The organism is Pseudomonas sp. FSL W5-0299 (genome assembly GCF_005930655.1).
In the GTDB taxonomy this organism is placed as follows: domain Bacteria; phylum Pseudomonadota; class Gammaproteobacteria; order Pseudomonadales; family Pseudomonadaceae; genus Aquipseudomonas; species Aquipseudomonas mandelii.
On record NZ_RXHX01000044.1, the window covers coordinates 1 to 14,035 of the forward strand.

Below are 14,035 nucleotides of genomic sequence, written 5' to 3' on the forward strand. Positions count from 1 at the left end.
AAATAAAGTGGACGGGTCAATCTTAAAAGTCGGGATGTGTGCGAATAAGAGATGGGCAGGCAAAGCGTAATCTGTGGCGAGGGAGCTTGCTCCCGCTGGGGCGCGCAGCGGCCCCAAAAAGAGGGACCGCTACGCAGTCCAGCGGGAGCAAGCTCCCTCGCCACAGGTTCTGTGTCGCTCGTGAAGCGTTTCGCGGACTTTGATTAACGGCGAGTCAGCGGCTGTTGGGTGAATTTCACGCCCGCCAGACCCTGCGCAATCAACGCACGAATGTTGCCGTGGTCGTTGCCTTCAGGCGTGGCCACGACCGAGCGGTAATGCTCGCCAAAGGCCAACAGCGCCTCTTCATCGGTCAGGCCTTCCAGCAGCGCCAGGCCCAGGGTCTTGCACGAACCTTCGTTCTGCCCGGCGGCGTTTTCTACGCCGCCGTTGTTGAAAGCCTGAGGCTGGTAGTCGTAACCCGTGGCGATGAACGCCAGGGTGTCGGCGAAAACATGCTCACCGCTCTTGAGGCTGGCGCGCAGGGTGTTCAAATCACTCATTGGGTTTTCCTTTGGCGAACGCCGCTTGTTGTTCGGCGTTGGCTTCTTGCTGGTATTGGGCTTTCCACTCGGCGTAAGGCATGCCGTAAACCACTTCGCGAGCGTCATCGAGGCTGACCTCGATCTGGCGTTCGTCGGCGGCGGCCTTGTACCACTTGGACAGGCAGTTGCGGCAGAAGCCCGAGAGGTTCATCAGGTCGATGTTCTGCACGTCCTTGCGGCTGTCCAGGTGGGCGACCAGCCGGCGAAAGGCGGCGGCTTCAAGTTCCAGGCGTTGTTGATCGGTCATGGGGGCCTCTGCGAGGCAGCTTCGAGCGGTAAGCTTCAAGCTGCAAGATGGGTTGCGATGGCTTGTAGCTTAACGCCTGAAGCTTGAAGCTTGAAGCTTAGCGGCTTGCAGCGAGCGTAATCGACACCGACTCGGCGAATCGCAGGGCGTGGGGTTTGTCGACTTCAACTTCGGCGTACAACACCGACGCGTTGGCCATGACCAGATCGAGGATCTCCTGGGTCAGGCGTTCGAGCAGGGCGAAGCGATTGCCTTCCACGTGGGCGATGATCGCCTTGGTGATGGTCCGGTAATTCAGCGCGTGATCGATGTCGTTGTCACGCACCGCTTCCTGAGCGGCATACAGGATGGTCAGGTTGATCAGTACATCCTGCTTGTTGAGGATTTCATCCTCGTTGATCCCGATGAAGGTCCGCAGGCACAGGTCCTTGACCCGGATGCGTGCCATTCCTGGTTGAAGTTGTGGCATTGCTACTTGCTCCGTCCAATCAATTGCAGGAACTCCTGGCGGGTGGTGCTCGACTCGCGGAAGGCGCCGAGCATCACCGAGGTGTTCATGGTCGAATTCTGTTTCTCGACGCCGCGCATCATCATGCACATGTGCCTGGCTTCGATGACCACCGCGACACCGGCCGCGTCAGTCACCTGTTGCACCGCATCGGCGATCTGTCGGGTGAGGTTTTCCTGTATCTGCAGGCGGCGGGCGAACATGTCCACCAACCGCGCGATCTTCGACAGGCCCAGCACCTTGCCCGTCGGAATATAAGCCACATGGGCCTTGCCAATGAAGGGCAGCAGGTGATGTTCGCACAACGAATACAGTTCGATGTCGGCGACGATGATCATCTCGTCGGTGTCTGACGCAAACAGTGCGCCGTTGACGATCTCCTCGACACTCTGGTCGTAGCCGTGGCAGAGGTACTGCATGGCTTTGGCTGCGCGAACCGGGGTGTCTTGCAGTCCTTCGCGGTCGGGGTTTTCGCCGAGACCGATGAGAATTTCGCGATAGCTCTCGGACAGGGCGTTCTGGTGCAGGGATAACGTCATGGAACATCCTCGCGGGGGCTGCTTATTTGAGGTGCCGTCCGCCATTGACGGTCAGGGTCGTGCCAGTGACATAAGGGTTGTCGAGCAAATAACGCAGGCTCTGGTAGATCACTTCGCTGCCGGGTTCGATGCCCAGCGCGGACTTGGCCAGGGCCTTGGCGCGGTACGCCGCGTTGTCGTCGGGGTTGAACATTAGCAGGGCTGGCGCGATACCGTTGACCTTGATTGTCGGCGCGTATTTCGCGGCGAAGGACAGGGTGAGGCTGTCGAGCCCGGCTTTGCTGGCGCAGTAGCCAATGTGTTTGCTGCTGCCCTTGCGGGTCACGTCGTCGCTGATGTGCACGATGTCGGCGGGGCTTGAGCGTTCGAGCAAGTCGACACAGTGCAGGTTGATCAGGTAGGGCGCCAGCATGTGCACGCTGAACATGCGGGTGAAGGCCTCGGCGTCGGTGTCCGGGGTTTCGGCCAGCCATTCCGAAGCGTTGTGGACAATGGCTCGCAGGCTGTCGGTGTGGGTTTTCAGTTGGGTGATGAACGCGAGGATCCCCGCTTCAGTGGAGAAGTCGGCAAATACCGCGGTGGCGCCCAGGTCGCGCAATGTCTGCACGCCTGGGCGTTCGCTGCGGTAACTGAAGATCACCGGATGGCCGTCTTCGAGCAAACGTTGCGCACAGTGCAGGCCGACACGCTGGCCGGCACCGGTGATGAGGATCGGAGCTGCGGAAGAGGTCATGAACGGCTCGCGTCGCGGTAAGAGCAAAACTATACCAGCGCGCAGCGGCATTCACCTATTGCGGGGCTCCCACAAGGGGGATCAGTGGTTTTGGGGAGTGGGCTTGGCGGGCAACGGGCGTGCTGGCGTGCTGTTCAACCAGCTGGCCAGCAGGCGGGTCGATAGCGGAATGAAGAAGTAGACCATCAACGGCGTCAGGCACAAGGTGCTGATGAGCACGCGGGGCAGCAGGCTCATGTCGTCGAGCAACGGCCCCATTACAAAGTTGAACAGCAGGGAAACCGGAAAGAATGCCAGCCAGATTGCCACCGCCTGCTTCCAGCGGGGTGGGCGCTGGCCGACCGCGCCGAACCAGCCTTCAATGCCACTCACGCGATGTTCCGTCTTGTGCGCAAACAGATCGCTGCCGCGCGCCAGCCATGCGGTACGCGAAGCGGAATGCTCCCAGGCGTGCATGGTTTGCTCGTTGGCAAAGCGGAAAATAATCTGGAATTCGTTATCGCCGGGCGGCGGAGCGAGCACACCTGAGCCGAGATAACCGGGGAAGTCGGTGGCCAGTTGTTCGCCTTCGCGCAACCAGGCCATCAGGTCCTGATAACGCCCATCGGCGACGCGGCGCGCAACCATCAGCGTGACGGGTGAGGTAGACATGGTGAATCTCCGTATAACAGATGCGTCACTCCGGGTAAGAGTTTCGCCAGGCGCAGCGCCGGGGTGATGGGCTGCGTCTTGAGACAAGCAAGGATTATTCCTGATTCTGACGGATACGCCAGCGACATTCGTCGTTTATCAGTCTTGAACAAGCATGGGGTGGAAGAGTTAGAATGGGATCCAATTTTGCGCGCGGACTTCAATTGCCACATGCCTGTCCTGACTGAAGGTGTCCCAGATTTGCAGCGAGGAGCTGCACTGGAACAGGAAGAGCTGTTTCCCATCCGTGAAGTAGCGCGCCTGACGGGTATCAACCCCGTTACGTTGCGGGCATGGGAGCGACGATACGGTCTGATTCAGCCCACACGCACCGAAAGCGGGCATCGGCTGTACTCGATGGCGGATATCGAAAAGGTCCGCAGCATTCTCGGCTGGATTGATCGCGGCGTCGCGGTCAGCAAGGTCGGCAAGATACTGGCCAAGACCGAGCCGCTCAAAGCCCTGGCGAAAATCATTCCCGACGAACTCGTTCAAGCCGACTACGCCCAGTGGCAGCAGGAGGTTCAGGTGGCGGTGACGGCGTTTGACGAGGTTAAACTGGAGCAAGTCTATGGACAGATTTTTTCCAGTTACCCCCTGACCGTGGTGTTCCAGGACATCCTGATGCCGATCTGGAAGCTGATGCTGCAGCGCCATCACGCGTTCGGTCAGACCAGCGAATGGCTGTTTCTGGATGGTTTCCTGCGTTCTCGTGTGTTGCAGCGCATGTTGCTGGTGCGCGTCATGCAGCCTCGACGCGTGATTGTCTGCGCCTTGGCCGATCAGGCTCATGAACTCGAAGTGCTGGTCACGGCGCTGTACCTGAGCAGTGTCGACTCGGCTATTCAACTGCTGGCGATCGGTCAGCCCTTCGACGAGTTGACCCTGGTTTGCGAGCGTATCAAGCCCACGGCACTGGTGCTGGTGTCCAACCACGCGCCTGCCCCCGAGTTGCCTCGACGTCTGAATCGACTGGCCTTGAGCCTGGATTGTCAGTTGCTGCTGGCTGGCGATGCGTCGGACCTGGCACAGGACAGCCTGGCCGGATCGTCGATCGGTTGTCTGGGAAATGAGGGGATGGTGATGCGTCAGCGTTTGAAACAGTTCCTGGCAGGAAACCTGGATACCTGAGATCAGATGTGCAGGGCGGGATGTGTCAGACGATGTTGCTGAAGGATGTACTGACGCAGACGTTCGGTCTCATCCTTGTCGCTCTGGCTTAATTCGTAAGCGTAGAAACCTTGCTCGGTTTCACGCTCGAAGGTGCCGCGCAATGCAATCCGCTCATAGCCTGACGGACTGAACCACAACGCGAAGTGTTTGGGCGGTTTGGTCTTGTTGCGAACTTCCAGCAAAACCCCTTTGAACGATATTTCATGCACCCACATCGTGCCGGGCTGGCCTTTGGCATTTTCCAGCGCCACCGGCTCTTCAAGCGTCAGGCGCCATGGTCGTACCATTGGCCCGTCTTCATAAATACTCGGCACGCCCAGACGCAAATGCAGCGCATGAAATTCGTCTTCCACCAGATGCAGCGGAAAGGTCATTTGCTGGTTTTCGAAATTGGCCTGGATGGTGACTTGCTCATGGGCCGCCAGGCGTGTGAGCAAATCACGGATTTGCGATCCACCGTTGACGAGCAGACTCGACGTCGCATCCCGCACATTGAGCTGGGGGTTGTGTTGCATGGTCTGGATGAAATCCAGCTCATCCTGTGTCAGGAGTGCGTCGCGTTGCATGGCTTGCTCGAAAGGAATAGTTACAAAGTCATCGGTGATTGTAGTTAATGACCATTAATTCGCTGTTTTGTTTTTACCGTTCGTCGCTTTAAGCGCGGCAAGCTCGGCCTGCATCTCAGCCAATTGTGCTTCCAGTTGCGCAACTCGCTGCTGTGCCTTGACCTGCACCGTAACGTCTTTCTGCACGCCTACAAAATAAGTTTGCCCATCGCTTTCGTTCTTCACTGTAGAAAGGGACAGTTCATTCCAGAACGGGGTGCCGTCCTTTCGGTAGTTTCTCAGGATTTCCCGGCAGGAGCCGCCAAGGGTCAACGCTTTGCGAATCGCCGTGAGGGCTTCTTTTTGATCCCGGTCACCGGCCTGCAGGAAACGGCAATCCTGGTAAAGAATTTCTTCGCTGGTGTAACCCGTCAGCCGCTCGAACGCCGGGTTTACGTAAATCAGGATGTTGTCCTGGTCACCTTCCTTTTCGGCAATCACGATGCCGTCGTTGGAGGCGTTGATTACCATTTGCAACAGTTGAGCGTTGATCATCGGAGAATCCTTTCCGTATTGATAGGGATTTGCATTCTAAAAGATCAAACGAGCCCGTGCTGTTAATATCTGTGTCTTTTACAGCTTCAGGATCGATTGATGAAAGTTGCCATCATTTCCGGCTCGGTGTACGGCACGGCAGAAGAAGTTGCCCGCCACGCCGCCTCTCTTTTAAACGGCGCGGGTTTCGAAACCTGGCACAACCCGCGCGCGACACTGGCCGATGTCCAGGCCTTCGGCCCGGAAGCATTTCTGGCGGTGACGTCGACCACCGGCATGGGTGAATTGCCGGATAACCTGCAACCCCTGTATTGGATGATCCGTGACCAATTACCTGCTGCCTGGCGCGGTTTGCCGGGAGCGGTGATCGGCTTGGGCGATGCAAGTTACGGCGATACGTTCTGCGGCGGCGGCGAGCAGATGCGTGAGTTGTTCGCCGAACTGGGCCTGCGTGAAGTGCTGCCGATGTTGCGTCTGGACGCCAGCGAAAGTGTGACTCCGGAAACCGATGCCGAGCCTTGGCTGGCCGAGTTGATCAGGGTGCTGCGGAGCTGACCGGCCGCTCGCGCAGCAGGGCAAGCCAGGCTTGTGCAGCCTTCGACAAGTACGCACCCTGCCGCCAGATAAAGGCAATGTCCCAGCGTAACGAATCCGGGGCATTCAAGGTCAGGCGCACCACGCCTGGCCGCACCAGCCCACGCGCCACCACGCTGGGCAGCAGCACCACGCCTTGGCCGGCGGCCACCAGTGCGGCAAGAAAATCCGCCTGGCCGCTGCGCCCACCTTCCTTGGGTGTGAACCCCAGCTGATGACAAGCCTGCAGCAACCGGTCGTTGAGCACGAAGCTGCGCTGATACAGCAGAAACGGCGTATCGGCCAATTCCTCCAGTCCGATCACTGTCTTGGTCGCCAACGGATGATCGGCGGGCAGCAGCGCATCCAGCGGCTCATCGCAGAAAGGCTGAAAGGCGAACTGCGGATCCTTCGGCAACAGACTGCCACCGAGTTCGAGCTCACCACTCAACACCGCCTGTTCGATGTTCAGGCTACCGCCCTCCAGTAACTGAATGCTGATGTTCGGGTAGCGCCGCCGGTACTCGGCAAACAGCCCGGCGAACAGCGCGTCACTGCCCAGCAGCGGCAGTCCCAGACGCAATTCCCCGCGAGCCAGTTGGCTCAAATCGTCCAACTCACTGAGCAACTCGTTGCGCAGCCGCAGCATGCCTTCGGCCCGTTGCAGCACCACGCTGCCGGCGGCGGTCAGGCGCAGCTGCGACCCCAAACGTTCGAGCAACGGTGTGCCCAGACTTTGTTCCAGCTGAGCGACCTGCTTGCTCACCGCTGATTGGCTGATGTGCAGAGTCTTGGCGGCTTGGGTGAAACCCCCTTGGTGCATCACTTCGACGAAGCTGCGTAGCTGCTTGAATTCCATGCGCCTGATTCCAGATTGGAATAGAGCCGAGTCTAACAATTCGTTTCGGGGATAGCAGCCCGCTCCGTAAAATGAGCATCTGTGAGGACCGAAACCATGAATTCATCCATCTTCAAACGCCTGGCTCGATTGACCGCTGAACTGGCCGTGCTGCTCGGCATCTACCTGCTCGGCTGCGAAATTGCCGCGGGGTTGGCTTGGCCGATCCCGGGTGGCGTCATCGGCATGGCGCTGTTGCTGCTGGCCTTCGCGGTTGGCGGGATCAAACCGGCGGCGTTGCAAATGGGGGCCGGCCTGTTGATGGCCGAGATGCTGCTGTTTTTTATCCCGGCGCTGATGAGCCTGCTCGATTACGGCAGCCTGATGCGCGACGACGGTTGGCGGATTCTGCTGGTGATCGGCGTGAGTACGCTGATGGTGATGCTGGTCACCGCGTTTACCGTGGAAGGGGTGGTGCGGTTGCGGAGGTCCCATGAAGCTTGAGCTGATGCCGATGTTCTGGCTGGCCTTCACGCTGTCGGCCTATTTATTCAGTCGCTGGATCTACCGGCGCACCGGGCGTTATCTGCTGTCGCCGCTGATTCTGGTTCCGGCGCTGCTGCTGGCCCTCGCTGTGCCGCTGCATACCGCGTACTCGGAGTATTCGAGCAACACCCATTGGCTGATGTGGGTGCTGGGGCCGGTGACCGTCGCGTTCGCCGTGCCGATCTGGCAACAGCGGCAGATGCTGATGCGGTATTGGTCGGCGTTGTTGCTCGGAATGCTGGCGGGCAGTGCGGCGTCCATCGGCACCTCGTTCGGTCTGGCCAAGGCGCTGGCGCTGGACAGTTCGGTGACGATGTCGCTGGTGCCACGCTCCATCACCACGCCGTTTGCCATGCCGCTGGCTCACGACCTCGGTGGCGTGCCGGAACTGACGGCGGTGTTCGTGATGTTCACTGGTGTGTTCGGGGCGATGCTCGGCGGCATTCTGCTGAAGTGGCTGCCGTTGCGCAGCGCCCTTGCGCGCGGTGCGTTGTTTGGCGTCGGCGCGCACGGTGCCGGTGTCAGTCGGGCCCATGAAGTGGGCGGTGAGGAAGGCTCGGTTGCGGGGCTGGTCATGGTTCTGACAGGGCTTTTGAACCTGTTTGCCGCCCCCTTGTTGGCGGCGGTCCTTTGACATGGATCCAGTCTTTCTCCTGAACTGACTCGTTAGGCCACCAAGCTGGCTGCCAATGCAACTACGCGAAATCCGGGGGCGACTAGACTGCGGTAACGACAGTAAAACTATAAGAACAGGAGGTCCTTGCCGTGAAAGTTGCTCCCGTCCAATCCCCCCAGAGTGTCAAAGACCAGGTCAGTGCCGCCGAGTGGCAGACCCGCGTCGACCTGGCGGCCTGTTATCGTCTGGTGGCCTCCCATGGTTGGGACGATCTGATCTTTACGCATATCTCGGCCAAGGTGCCGGGCACTGAAGATTTCCTGATCAACCCGTTCGGGCTGATGTTTAACGAGATCACTGCGTCGAGTCTGGTCAAGGTCGATCAGGCCGGCAACAAGCTGATGGACAGCCCTTACGAAATCAACCCGGCGGGTTACACCATTCACAGCGCCGTGCATGAAGTGCGTCACGATGTGGTGTGCGTGTTGCACACTCACACCGCTGCGGGTGTGGCGGTGTCGGCACAGAAGCAGGGCATTCTGCCGATCAGTCAGCAGTCATTGTTTGTGCTGTCCAGCCTTGCGTATCACGCCTACGAAGGCGTTGCCCTGAACCATGAAGAGAAGGCGCGCCTGCAAGCCGACCTGGGTGAAAACAATTTCCTGATGCTGCACAACCACGGCCTGCTGACCTGTGGCAGCACCATCGCCGACACGTTCCTGATGATGTTCACCTTTCAGCGCGCCTGCGATATCCAGGTGCTGGCGCAGAATGGTGGCGCCGAGCTGATTGCTATCGAGCCGCAGATTCTGGCGGGCGCCAAGGCGATGATTGCCGGCGTGACCAAAAGTGCTCAAGGGATGGGCGGCGCGTTGGCCTGGCCGGCGTTGCTGCGCAAACTCGATCAACTAGACCCGGGTTATAAATTCTAATGGCACTTGCCGAGATCCCCCTGTGTGTCTGGCGAAAGCGCGGCCAGACGTTCGTATTCCGTGGCCAGACCATCCATTACTGGACGGCGGGGCAGGGTGAGCCGTTGCTGCTCATCCATGGTTTCCCGACCGCCAGTTGGGACTGGCATTACTTGTGGCAACCGCTGGCGCAGCGCTATCGGGTAATTGCCTGCGACATGCTCGGCTTCGGCGACTCGGCCAAACCGGTCAACCATGAATACAGCCTGTTGGAGCAGGCCGATCTGCAACAGGCGCTGCTCGCGCACCTGAACGTCGAACAGCCGGTGCATGTGTTGGCCCACGATTATGGCGACAGCGTGGCTCAGGAACTGTTGGCCCGGCATTACGAGACGCGCGTCGATATCGCCAGTTGTGTTTTCCTCAACGGCGGCCTGTTTCCTGAAACCCATCGCCCGGTGTTGATGCAAAAACTGTTGCTCAGCCCTTTGGGCTGGATGATCGGGAGAGCTTTTACCCGCGACGGACTGGTGAAAAGTTTCCGGCAGATATTTGGTCCGCACACTCGACCCACCGAAAGCGAGATGGACGATTTCTGGGGCCTGATCGACAGCAATCACGGCCCGCGAATCATGCATAAGCTCATCGCTTATATTCCTGAGCGGCGTGTTCAGCGCGAGCGTTGGGTCAGCGCCATGCAGCGTGGCGAGGTTCCGCTGCGGGTCATCGATGGTGAAGTCGATCCGATTTCCGGTGCGCACATGGTCAAGCGCTATCGGGAACTGGTCCCCAACCCGGACACGGTGCTGCTGCCTGATATTGGCCATTACCCGCAGACTGAAGCGCCGGCGCAGGTGCTCAAGCATTATCAGGCGTTTCGGGATCGGCTGATTTCTCCGCCGCGCAGGGCGGCCTGTTCCTGACTATCCCCCAGCCTTATCAAGCACTATTCAGCTTTACCTGTGTTTATTGTGACCAGCAGCCTGGTGCCTGACACTCGGACGTATTGTCCTTGGTCTGCTGGAGTTCCCCCCATGAATGAGTCTGTGCGCTTCGAAGATAAAGTTGTGATCGTCACGGGGGCCGGCGGCGGCCTGGGCCGGGCTCACGCGCTGCTGTTCGCCAAACAAGGCGCCAAAGTGCTGGTCAATGATCTCGGCGGCTCGGCGCAAGGGGAAGGCGCCAACGCCTCGGCAGCCGACCGCGTAGTGGCGGAAATTCGTGAGGCGGGTGGCATCGCCGAAGCCAACCACGACTCCGTTACCGATGGCGACAAAATCGTACAGCATGCCCTCGACGCCTTCGGCCGCATTGATGTCGTGGTCAATAACGCCGGGATCCTGCGCGACAAGACCTTCCACAAAATGGACGACGCCGATTGGGACCTGGTTTACCGCGTTCACGTCGAAGGCGCCTACAAAGTCACCCGCGCCGCCTGGCCGCACATGCGCGAGCAAAACTACGGCCGCGTGATCTTCACCGCATCCACCTCCGGCATCTACGGCAATTTCGGCCAGTCCAACTACGGCATGGCCAAGCTTGGCCTCTACGGCTTGACCCGCACACTCGCCATCGAAGGTCGCAAGAACAACATCCTGGTCAATGCCATCGCACCGACGGGTGGCACCCGCATGACCGAAGGCCTGATTCCGCCGCAAGTGTTCGAGCAACTCAAGCCGGAACTGGTGAGCCCGTTGGTGGTGTACCTGGCCAGTCAAAACTGCCAGGAAACGTCCGGGTTGTTTGAAGTCGGCGGCGGCTGGATGGGCAAGGTGCGCTGGGAGCGCAGCCTGGGCGCCGGGTTTGATCCGCGGGTGGGCTTCTCGCCGGAGGATGTGGCGGCGCAGTGGGAGCAGATTTGTGATTTCGAAGGGGCGGCGCATCCGAAGGACAATATTGAGGCGCTGAAGGAGATGATGGGGAATTTGCAGAGGTATTCGATTTAAGAGTGTAAGGGGAGCAAGCATGAATGCTTGCTCCCTTATGTTTATTCTTCGGGTTTGAAGCCTGGTTTGCCATTTATGTTTCGCCAAGATTTAACTTTCGCAACGATAGCTTCGGGTGTTGATTCTTCGTCTGAATCTGCGTAGTAAATCAAGTCGGATCCGTCGGGGTGCTCTGTTAGTTCTTCAAACAAAAGTACTGCATCAATCTGTTCCTTCTCTGTCGGGTATTCTGATTGGCAGATTCTGGAAACGAACTTAAGGAATTCTGTTTCGGTGTAGTCGGAGAGGTCAAAGAGGCTCATGTCATTTATCTCCTTTGTGTATTTCTGAGTGTCGTTTCGGGGTGACGATTCGGATGTTGTCCATGTCAAATATCTCGCCATCTCTTGAAATTTGGTTCACATGGTGTAGCTCAAGTTTTACTTGGCCACCTAATCTGTCCGCTTTACGAGAAAAAGGGGCTCGGCCGTTACTCATTTCTTGAACATTGTTGGCTGTGAATTGTGTCGCCAACTCCAAATCGTCTGAAACCGCTCTCCAGAGCGCTTCCCTGAACGCTCTGAAATTCGAAAACTCCCGTCCCCGAAGTTTATCCGCAATCTGCTTGGGAATCGGTGCACCTCCCGACCGTGACCTCGTCCCTAGCCAGATTCCTGAAACGAACTCTCCATTCCCGCTGGCAATACCAGGATCCTGCCGTCGATCCCTGAGCAGGGTGAAGATCGGTGGAAGGCCTGAGTCGATCGGAAAGACGGTGATGAATCCGCCAAACCCGTAGCGATCCAGCTCTGGAAATGGATTCACTCGTCCGGTGTTGGGAGTGACAGTAGCGCCTTCATAGATCGGCAGATCTGTTTCGGTCAGCGGAAGATCAGTCGAGGGGTTTATGGGTTCCACCAACGGTGTCCAGGTGATGACTGGACCGTTGGCGACAGTGCTGCCCGATACGTAAACATTCTTGCCAGCATCAAAGTGGGCCAGATTCACCGGCACACTGGCGGGAACTGTCACGCCGTCTGTGGTGACAACGACGATCTCAACCCTATGACCTATTGACTTCGAACCGAGGGTAACCGGCAGGTCGATTGTTCCCCCGGCGACTGCTTGTTCGTACAGATGGGCAGTTGGAACTGGCGAAAGTTCTGACAGCGGAACACTGACAGAAAACAGATCACCGTTACCTAGCCGTGATGGAGCGAAAAGGGCGGCGAATCCTACGAGAACTGGAGCGGCTGCTGTCGCAAGAGTTGCGGTGACAGCGGATACGGCTGTGCGAAGCGCGGTCTTTAACGCCAGAGAGGTCGCAGGGCTATTGCCGATAGTTCCGGTCGTGCCGGTAAACGCTGGGCCGAATGCTGCGGTCGAACCGACATTGGCAAACGTAGGGCTTTGCCACCTGGCCTCCGTTTCCTCTGACCCCAAGAGGCGGGCTTGCTCAAGTTTTCGTCGAGTCTCATCCTCTGCCGTCAGACGACCCTGTTGCCGCTCGCGCTCTTGCGCTTGCCTTTCCTTCAACTGCTGAACTATCAGATTCACCCGTTGAACGTGGCGTTGAGCCACGGCAGTAGCTGAATCAATGACTTTGAGGCGAGTCTCCAGACGCTGTCTTTCCGTCTCTAGCTGCCTTTGTATCTGCTCGATTTGCTGTTCCATTTCAGCTTGGAGACGAGCCTGTTCGGCTGCGAAATGCTGAGCAGCTGCTTTCGCATTAGCCTCAGCCTCGGCCAGGGCTGTATTCAATTCTGCAATACGTGCCTGTTCTTGAGCCTGAGCCTGAGCTTTCGCTTCAAGACGAGCCTGTTCCGCAGCGACCTGCTGCGCGTTTTCCAATGCTGCAAGTCTCTGTTGTTCTCGAGCCCGGATTGCTGCTTCCTCATTTACGCGTAGCAACTCTGCAGCTGCTCGCTGGGCTTGCTCATTGGCCTGCACAGCACTGAGGAAGTTCTGCACATTGACGTTTTGCTGCCTGAGCAATTCGAGACCTTGAGCCAACAATCTTGCATCGTGGGCCGCCCGAAGAGACTGAAACAACGCCTGCATGGCAGCGCCGTCCGGTGTAGGCCTCTTTTCGATAGTTGTAGCCTTCTTCATGAATTCGTTGATGTGCCTGTTAAATGGATCTCCTCCATAAAAAGAATGGGCAATAGCTGTTTTATTGTGGAACTCGGCTGTTTTTCGAGCAGTGAGTCTGTTTCGTACATCCAGTTCGCGAATTATCGATTGTGCAGGTGGAAGTGGATCAGTTGGACCCTCAAGCCGAGTGGCGGCCAGTTCATTTTCAATGGTTTGCGGCAATTGGCTGGACTTGGTTTGATATTCTTGCTCCAGCGCTTGGGAGGTGGCTTTAATGGTATTGAGATTTTGGTAATAAACAGGTATTCCGTGCCCATGTGGACCCGTTGTGACAATGTTTGATGTTAGAGGCGCGGGTGTCATGTGGTCCGGAGCAACGCCTATCGTATGGATGGGCGTGCGAATATCAAGAGAACCTGGCCTTGGAGGCTTTTGCATATTCATATCCTTTTGAATGTGCATATGGATGACGTGTTGCCAGTCAGCCATTAAAAAATAGTTGTCGGTTATTGCGTCGTGCCATTAAAAATTACAACAGAAGTAGAAAATCTGGGTCCGAGACTTGCGTCAGACCTTACATATAAAGCAGCGAGAAATTTCGATGAGGCAGGAATAAAGGCAGGATTGTCTTTTGCGTAAAGAGATATTTCTTATGTTGTTATAGGAAATATCTTGTAGGAATGTCGCCCATAAAAAAGGCCGCTGCAAACGCAGCGGCCAAAGCAAGACGTTGGATCAAGGAGCTACAAATCAACGTCAGTGAACACAGGGCGATCAATCGAAAAAGCGTCGATTCATCTGGATTCTGTCGCCAATGGCGTGGACTGAACACACGCCATCGATTCGCGCTTTCTGGCGGTTTGCCGTGAAAGCCCGGCAAGAATAAGCCGTTGAGCTGAAAGGAAAAACAGCGATTCGCGACATGCACTGTTGCAGTCTGAGCAATAGTCCGACGCGC

The 14,035-nt window shown here is 57.6% G+C and carries 18 protein-coding genes; 7 read left to right on the top strand and 11 right to left on the bottom strand.

Annotated elements, in window-relative coordinates; translation table 11 throughout:
* Positions 1-203 precede the first annotated feature (203 nt).
* From FHL16_RS30130 to FHL16_RS30155, 6 genes are all read right to left on the bottom strand, one after another.
* Positions 204-542 carry a HopJ type III effector protein gene (locus tag FHL16_RS30130; RefSeq protein ID WP_077750181.1) on the bottom strand — a complete coding sequence of 113 codons (339 nt, stop codon included), beginning with the start codon at positions 540-542 and terminating at the stop codon, positions 204-206.
* Positions 535-831: a DUF1244 domain-containing protein gene (locus FHL16_RS30135; RefSeq protein ID WP_008150700.1), complete on the bottom strand. Its 297-nt coding sequence runs from the start codon at positions 829-831 to the stop codon at positions 535-537. Before FHL16_RS30135 ends, FHL16_RS30130 begins: the two co-directional genes overlap by 8 nt.
* Positions 832-928: 97 nt before the next feature.
* On the bottom strand, positions 929-1,300 hold the full coding sequence (gene folX / locus FHL16_RS30140) for a dihydroneopterin triphosphate 2'-epimerase (protein ID WP_007970304.1): 372 nt from the start codon (positions 1,298-1,300) through the stop codon (positions 929-931).
* A gap of 2 nt (positions 1,301-1,302) precedes the next feature.
* A complete protein-coding gene (gene folE / locus FHL16_RS30145; protein WP_010463237.1) occupies positions 1,303-1,878 on the bottom strand; it encodes a GTP cyclohydrolase I FolE in 576 nt (191 codons plus the stop codon).
* 22 nt (positions 1,879-1,900) lie between these two features.
* On the bottom strand, positions 1,901-2,611 hold the full coding sequence (gene folM, locus FHL16_RS30150; RefSeq protein WP_077750182.1) for a dihydromonapterin reductase: 711 nt from the start codon (positions 2,609-2,611) through the stop codon (positions 1,901-1,903).
* An 81-nt stretch (positions 2,612-2,692) separates the two neighbouring features.
* Positions 2,693-3,262, bottom strand: coding sequence for an antibiotic biosynthesis monooxygenase (locus FHL16_RS30155; protein WP_077750183.1), 570 nt, complete (start codon positions 3,260-3,262; stop codon positions 2,693-2,695).
* Positions 3,263-3,472: 210 nt separating this feature from the next.
* On the opposite strand from FHL16_RS30155, the gene FHL16_RS30160 reads away from it, so the two are divergent.
* Positions 3,473-4,432: a MerR family transcriptional regulator gene (locus tag FHL16_RS30160; RefSeq protein ID WP_042932936.1), complete on the top strand. Its 960-nt coding sequence runs from the start codon at positions 3,473-3,475 to the stop codon at positions 4,430-4,432.
* 2 nt (positions 4,433-4,434) lie between these two features.
* Here FHL16_RS30160 and FHL16_RS30165 read toward each other — a convergent pair whose 3' ends face one another.
* Positions 4,435-5,040, bottom strand: coding sequence for a hypothetical protein (locus tag FHL16_RS30165; protein ID WP_010463228.1), 606 nt, complete (start codon positions 5,038-5,040; stop codon positions 4,435-4,437).
* A gap of 54 nt (positions 5,041-5,094) precedes the next feature.
* The gene (locus FHL16_RS30170; protein ID WP_010463226.1) at positions 5,095-5,574 is read right to left on the bottom strand and encodes a PAS domain-containing protein; all 480 of its coding nucleotides are present in this window, start codon (positions 5,572-5,574) and stop codon (positions 5,095-5,097) included.
* 99 nt (positions 5,575-5,673) lie between these two features.
* On the opposite strand from FHL16_RS30170, the gene FHL16_RS30175 reads away from it, so the two are divergent.
* Positions 5,674-6,129, top strand: a complete 456-nt coding sequence (locus tag FHL16_RS30175) for a flavodoxin (protein WP_077750184.1) — start codon at positions 5,674-5,676, stop codon at positions 6,127-6,129.
* Here the strand turns inward: FHL16_RS30175 and FHL16_RS30180 are convergent.
* Positions 6,110-7,006: a LysR family transcriptional regulator gene (locus FHL16_RS30180; RefSeq protein WP_010463222.1), complete on the bottom strand. Its 897-nt coding sequence runs from the start codon at positions 7,004-7,006 to the stop codon at positions 6,110-6,112. The two genes, FHL16_RS30175 and FHL16_RS30180, sit on opposite strands and share 20 nt — an antisense overlap.
* A 96-nt stretch (positions 7,007-7,102) precedes the next feature.
* Between FHL16_RS30180 and FHL16_RS30185 the strand changes: the two genes are divergently transcribed.
* From FHL16_RS30185 to FHL16_RS30205, 5 genes are all read left to right on the top strand, one after another.
* Positions 7,103-7,489 carry a CidA/LrgA family protein gene (locus FHL16_RS30185; protein ID WP_010463220.1) on the top strand — a complete coding sequence of 129 codons (387 nt, stop codon included), beginning with the start codon at positions 7,103-7,105 and terminating at the stop codon, positions 7,487-7,489.
* Positions 7,479-8,165 (top strand): LrgB family protein, encoded by a 687-nt coding sequence (locus tag FHL16_RS30190; RefSeq protein ID WP_010463218.1) that lies wholly within the window; start codon positions 7,479-7,481, stop codon positions 8,163-8,165. Before FHL16_RS30185 ends, FHL16_RS30190 begins: the two co-directional genes overlap by 11 nt.
* A 131-nt stretch (positions 8,166-8,296) precedes the next feature.
* A complete protein-coding gene (locus FHL16_RS30195; RefSeq protein ID WP_077750185.1) occupies positions 8,297-9,079 on the top strand; it encodes a class II aldolase/adducin family protein in 783 nt (260 codons plus the stop codon).
* Complete coding sequence (locus FHL16_RS30200; protein WP_010463214.1) at positions 9,079-9,981, top strand: alpha/beta fold hydrolase; 903 nt, start codon at positions 9,079-9,081, stop codon at positions 9,979-9,981. The genes FHL16_RS30195 and FHL16_RS30200 overlap by 1 nt, the downstream gene beginning before the upstream one ends.
* A gap of 111 nt (positions 9,982-10,092) precedes the next feature.
* Positions 10,093-11,004 carry an SDR family oxidoreductase gene (locus tag FHL16_RS30205; protein ID WP_077750186.1) on the top strand — a complete coding sequence of 304 codons (912 nt, stop codon included), beginning with the start codon at positions 10,093-10,095 and terminating at the stop codon, positions 11,002-11,004.
* A gap of 41 nt (positions 11,005-11,045) precedes the next feature.
* On the opposite strand, the gene FHL16_RS30210 is transcribed toward FHL16_RS30205, so the two are convergent.
* Both FHL16_RS30210 and FHL16_RS30215 read right to left on the bottom strand, forming a co-directional pair.
* Positions 11,046-11,306, bottom strand: a complete 261-nt coding sequence (locus FHL16_RS30210; RefSeq protein WP_010463210.1) for a bacteriocin immunity protein — start codon at positions 11,304-11,306, stop codon at positions 11,046-11,048.
* Position 11,307: 1 nt separating this feature from the next.
* Entirely contained in the window at positions 11,308-13,515 is a 2,208-nt protein-coding gene (locus FHL16_RS30215; protein WP_238706205.1) for an S-type pyocin domain-containing protein, read from the bottom strand.
* Positions 13,516-14,035 lie beyond the last annotated feature (520 nt).

Excerpts from the sequence above, each read along its gene's own strand:
- FHL16_RS30210 (WP_010463210.1), bottom strand. The coding sequence starts at position 11,306 with ATGAGCCTCTTTGACCTCTCCGACTACACCGAAACAGAATTCCTTAAG.
- FHL16_RS30215 (WP_238706205.1), bottom strand. The coding sequence starts at position 13,515 with ATGCAAAAGCCTCCAAGGCCAGGTTCTCTTGATATTCGCACGCCCATC.
- FHL16_RS30165 (WP_010463228.1), bottom strand. The coding sequence starts at position 5,040 with ATGCAACGCGACGCACTCCTGACACAGGATGAGCTGGATTTCATCCAG.
- FHL16_RS30190 (WP_010463218.1), top strand. The coding sequence starts at position 7,479 with ATGAAGCTTGAGCTGATGCCGATGTTCTGGCTGGCCTTCACGCTGTCG.
- folE (WP_010463237.1), bottom strand. The coding sequence starts at position 1,878 with ATGACGTTATCCCTGCACCAGAACGCCCTGTCCGAGAGCTATCGCGAA.
- FHL16_RS30175 (WP_077750184.1), top strand. The coding sequence starts at position 5,674 with ATGAAAGTTGCCATCATTTCCGGCTCGGTGTACGGCACGGCAGAAGAA.
- FHL16_RS30130 (WP_077750181.1), bottom strand. The coding sequence starts at position 542 with ATGAGTGATTTGAACACCCTGCGCGCCAGCCTCAAGAGCGGTGAGCAT.
- FHL16_RS30180 (WP_010463222.1), bottom strand. The coding sequence starts at position 7,006 with ATGGAATTCAAGCAGCTACGCAGCTTCGTCGAAGTGATGCACCAAGGG.
- folM (WP_077750182.1), bottom strand. The coding sequence starts at position 2,611 with ATGACCTCTTCCGCAGCTCCGATCCTCATCACCGGTGCCGGCCAGCGT.
- FHL16_RS30135 (WP_008150700.1), bottom strand. The coding sequence starts at position 831 with ATGACCGATCAACAACGCCTGGAACTTGAAGCCGCCGCCTTTCGCCGG.
- FHL16_RS30205 (WP_077750186.1), top strand. The coding sequence starts at position 10,093 with ATGAATGAGTCTGTGCGCTTCGAAGATAAAGTTGTGATCGTCACGGGG.
- FHL16_RS30160 (WP_042932936.1), top strand. The coding sequence starts at position 3,473 with ATGCCTGTCCTGACTGAAGGTGTCCCAGATTTGCAGCGAGGAGCTGCA.
- folX (WP_007970304.1), bottom strand. The coding sequence starts at position 1,300 with ATGCCACAACTTCAACCAGGAATGGCACGCATCCGGGTCAAGGACCTG.
- FHL16_RS30200 (WP_010463214.1), top strand. The coding sequence starts at position 9,079 with ATGGCACTTGCCGAGATCCCCCTGTGTGTCTGGCGAAAGCGCGGCCAG.
- FHL16_RS30170 (WP_010463226.1), bottom strand. The coding sequence starts at position 5,574 with ATGATCAACGCTCAACTGTTGCAAATGGTAATCAACGCCTCCAACGAC.
- FHL16_RS30155 (WP_077750183.1), bottom strand. The coding sequence starts at position 3,262 with ATGTCTACCTCACCCGTCACGCTGATGGTTGCGCGCCGCGTCGCCGAT.
- FHL16_RS30185 (WP_010463220.1), top strand. The coding sequence starts at position 7,103 with ATGAATTCATCCATCTTCAAACGCCTGGCTCGATTGACCGCTGAACTG.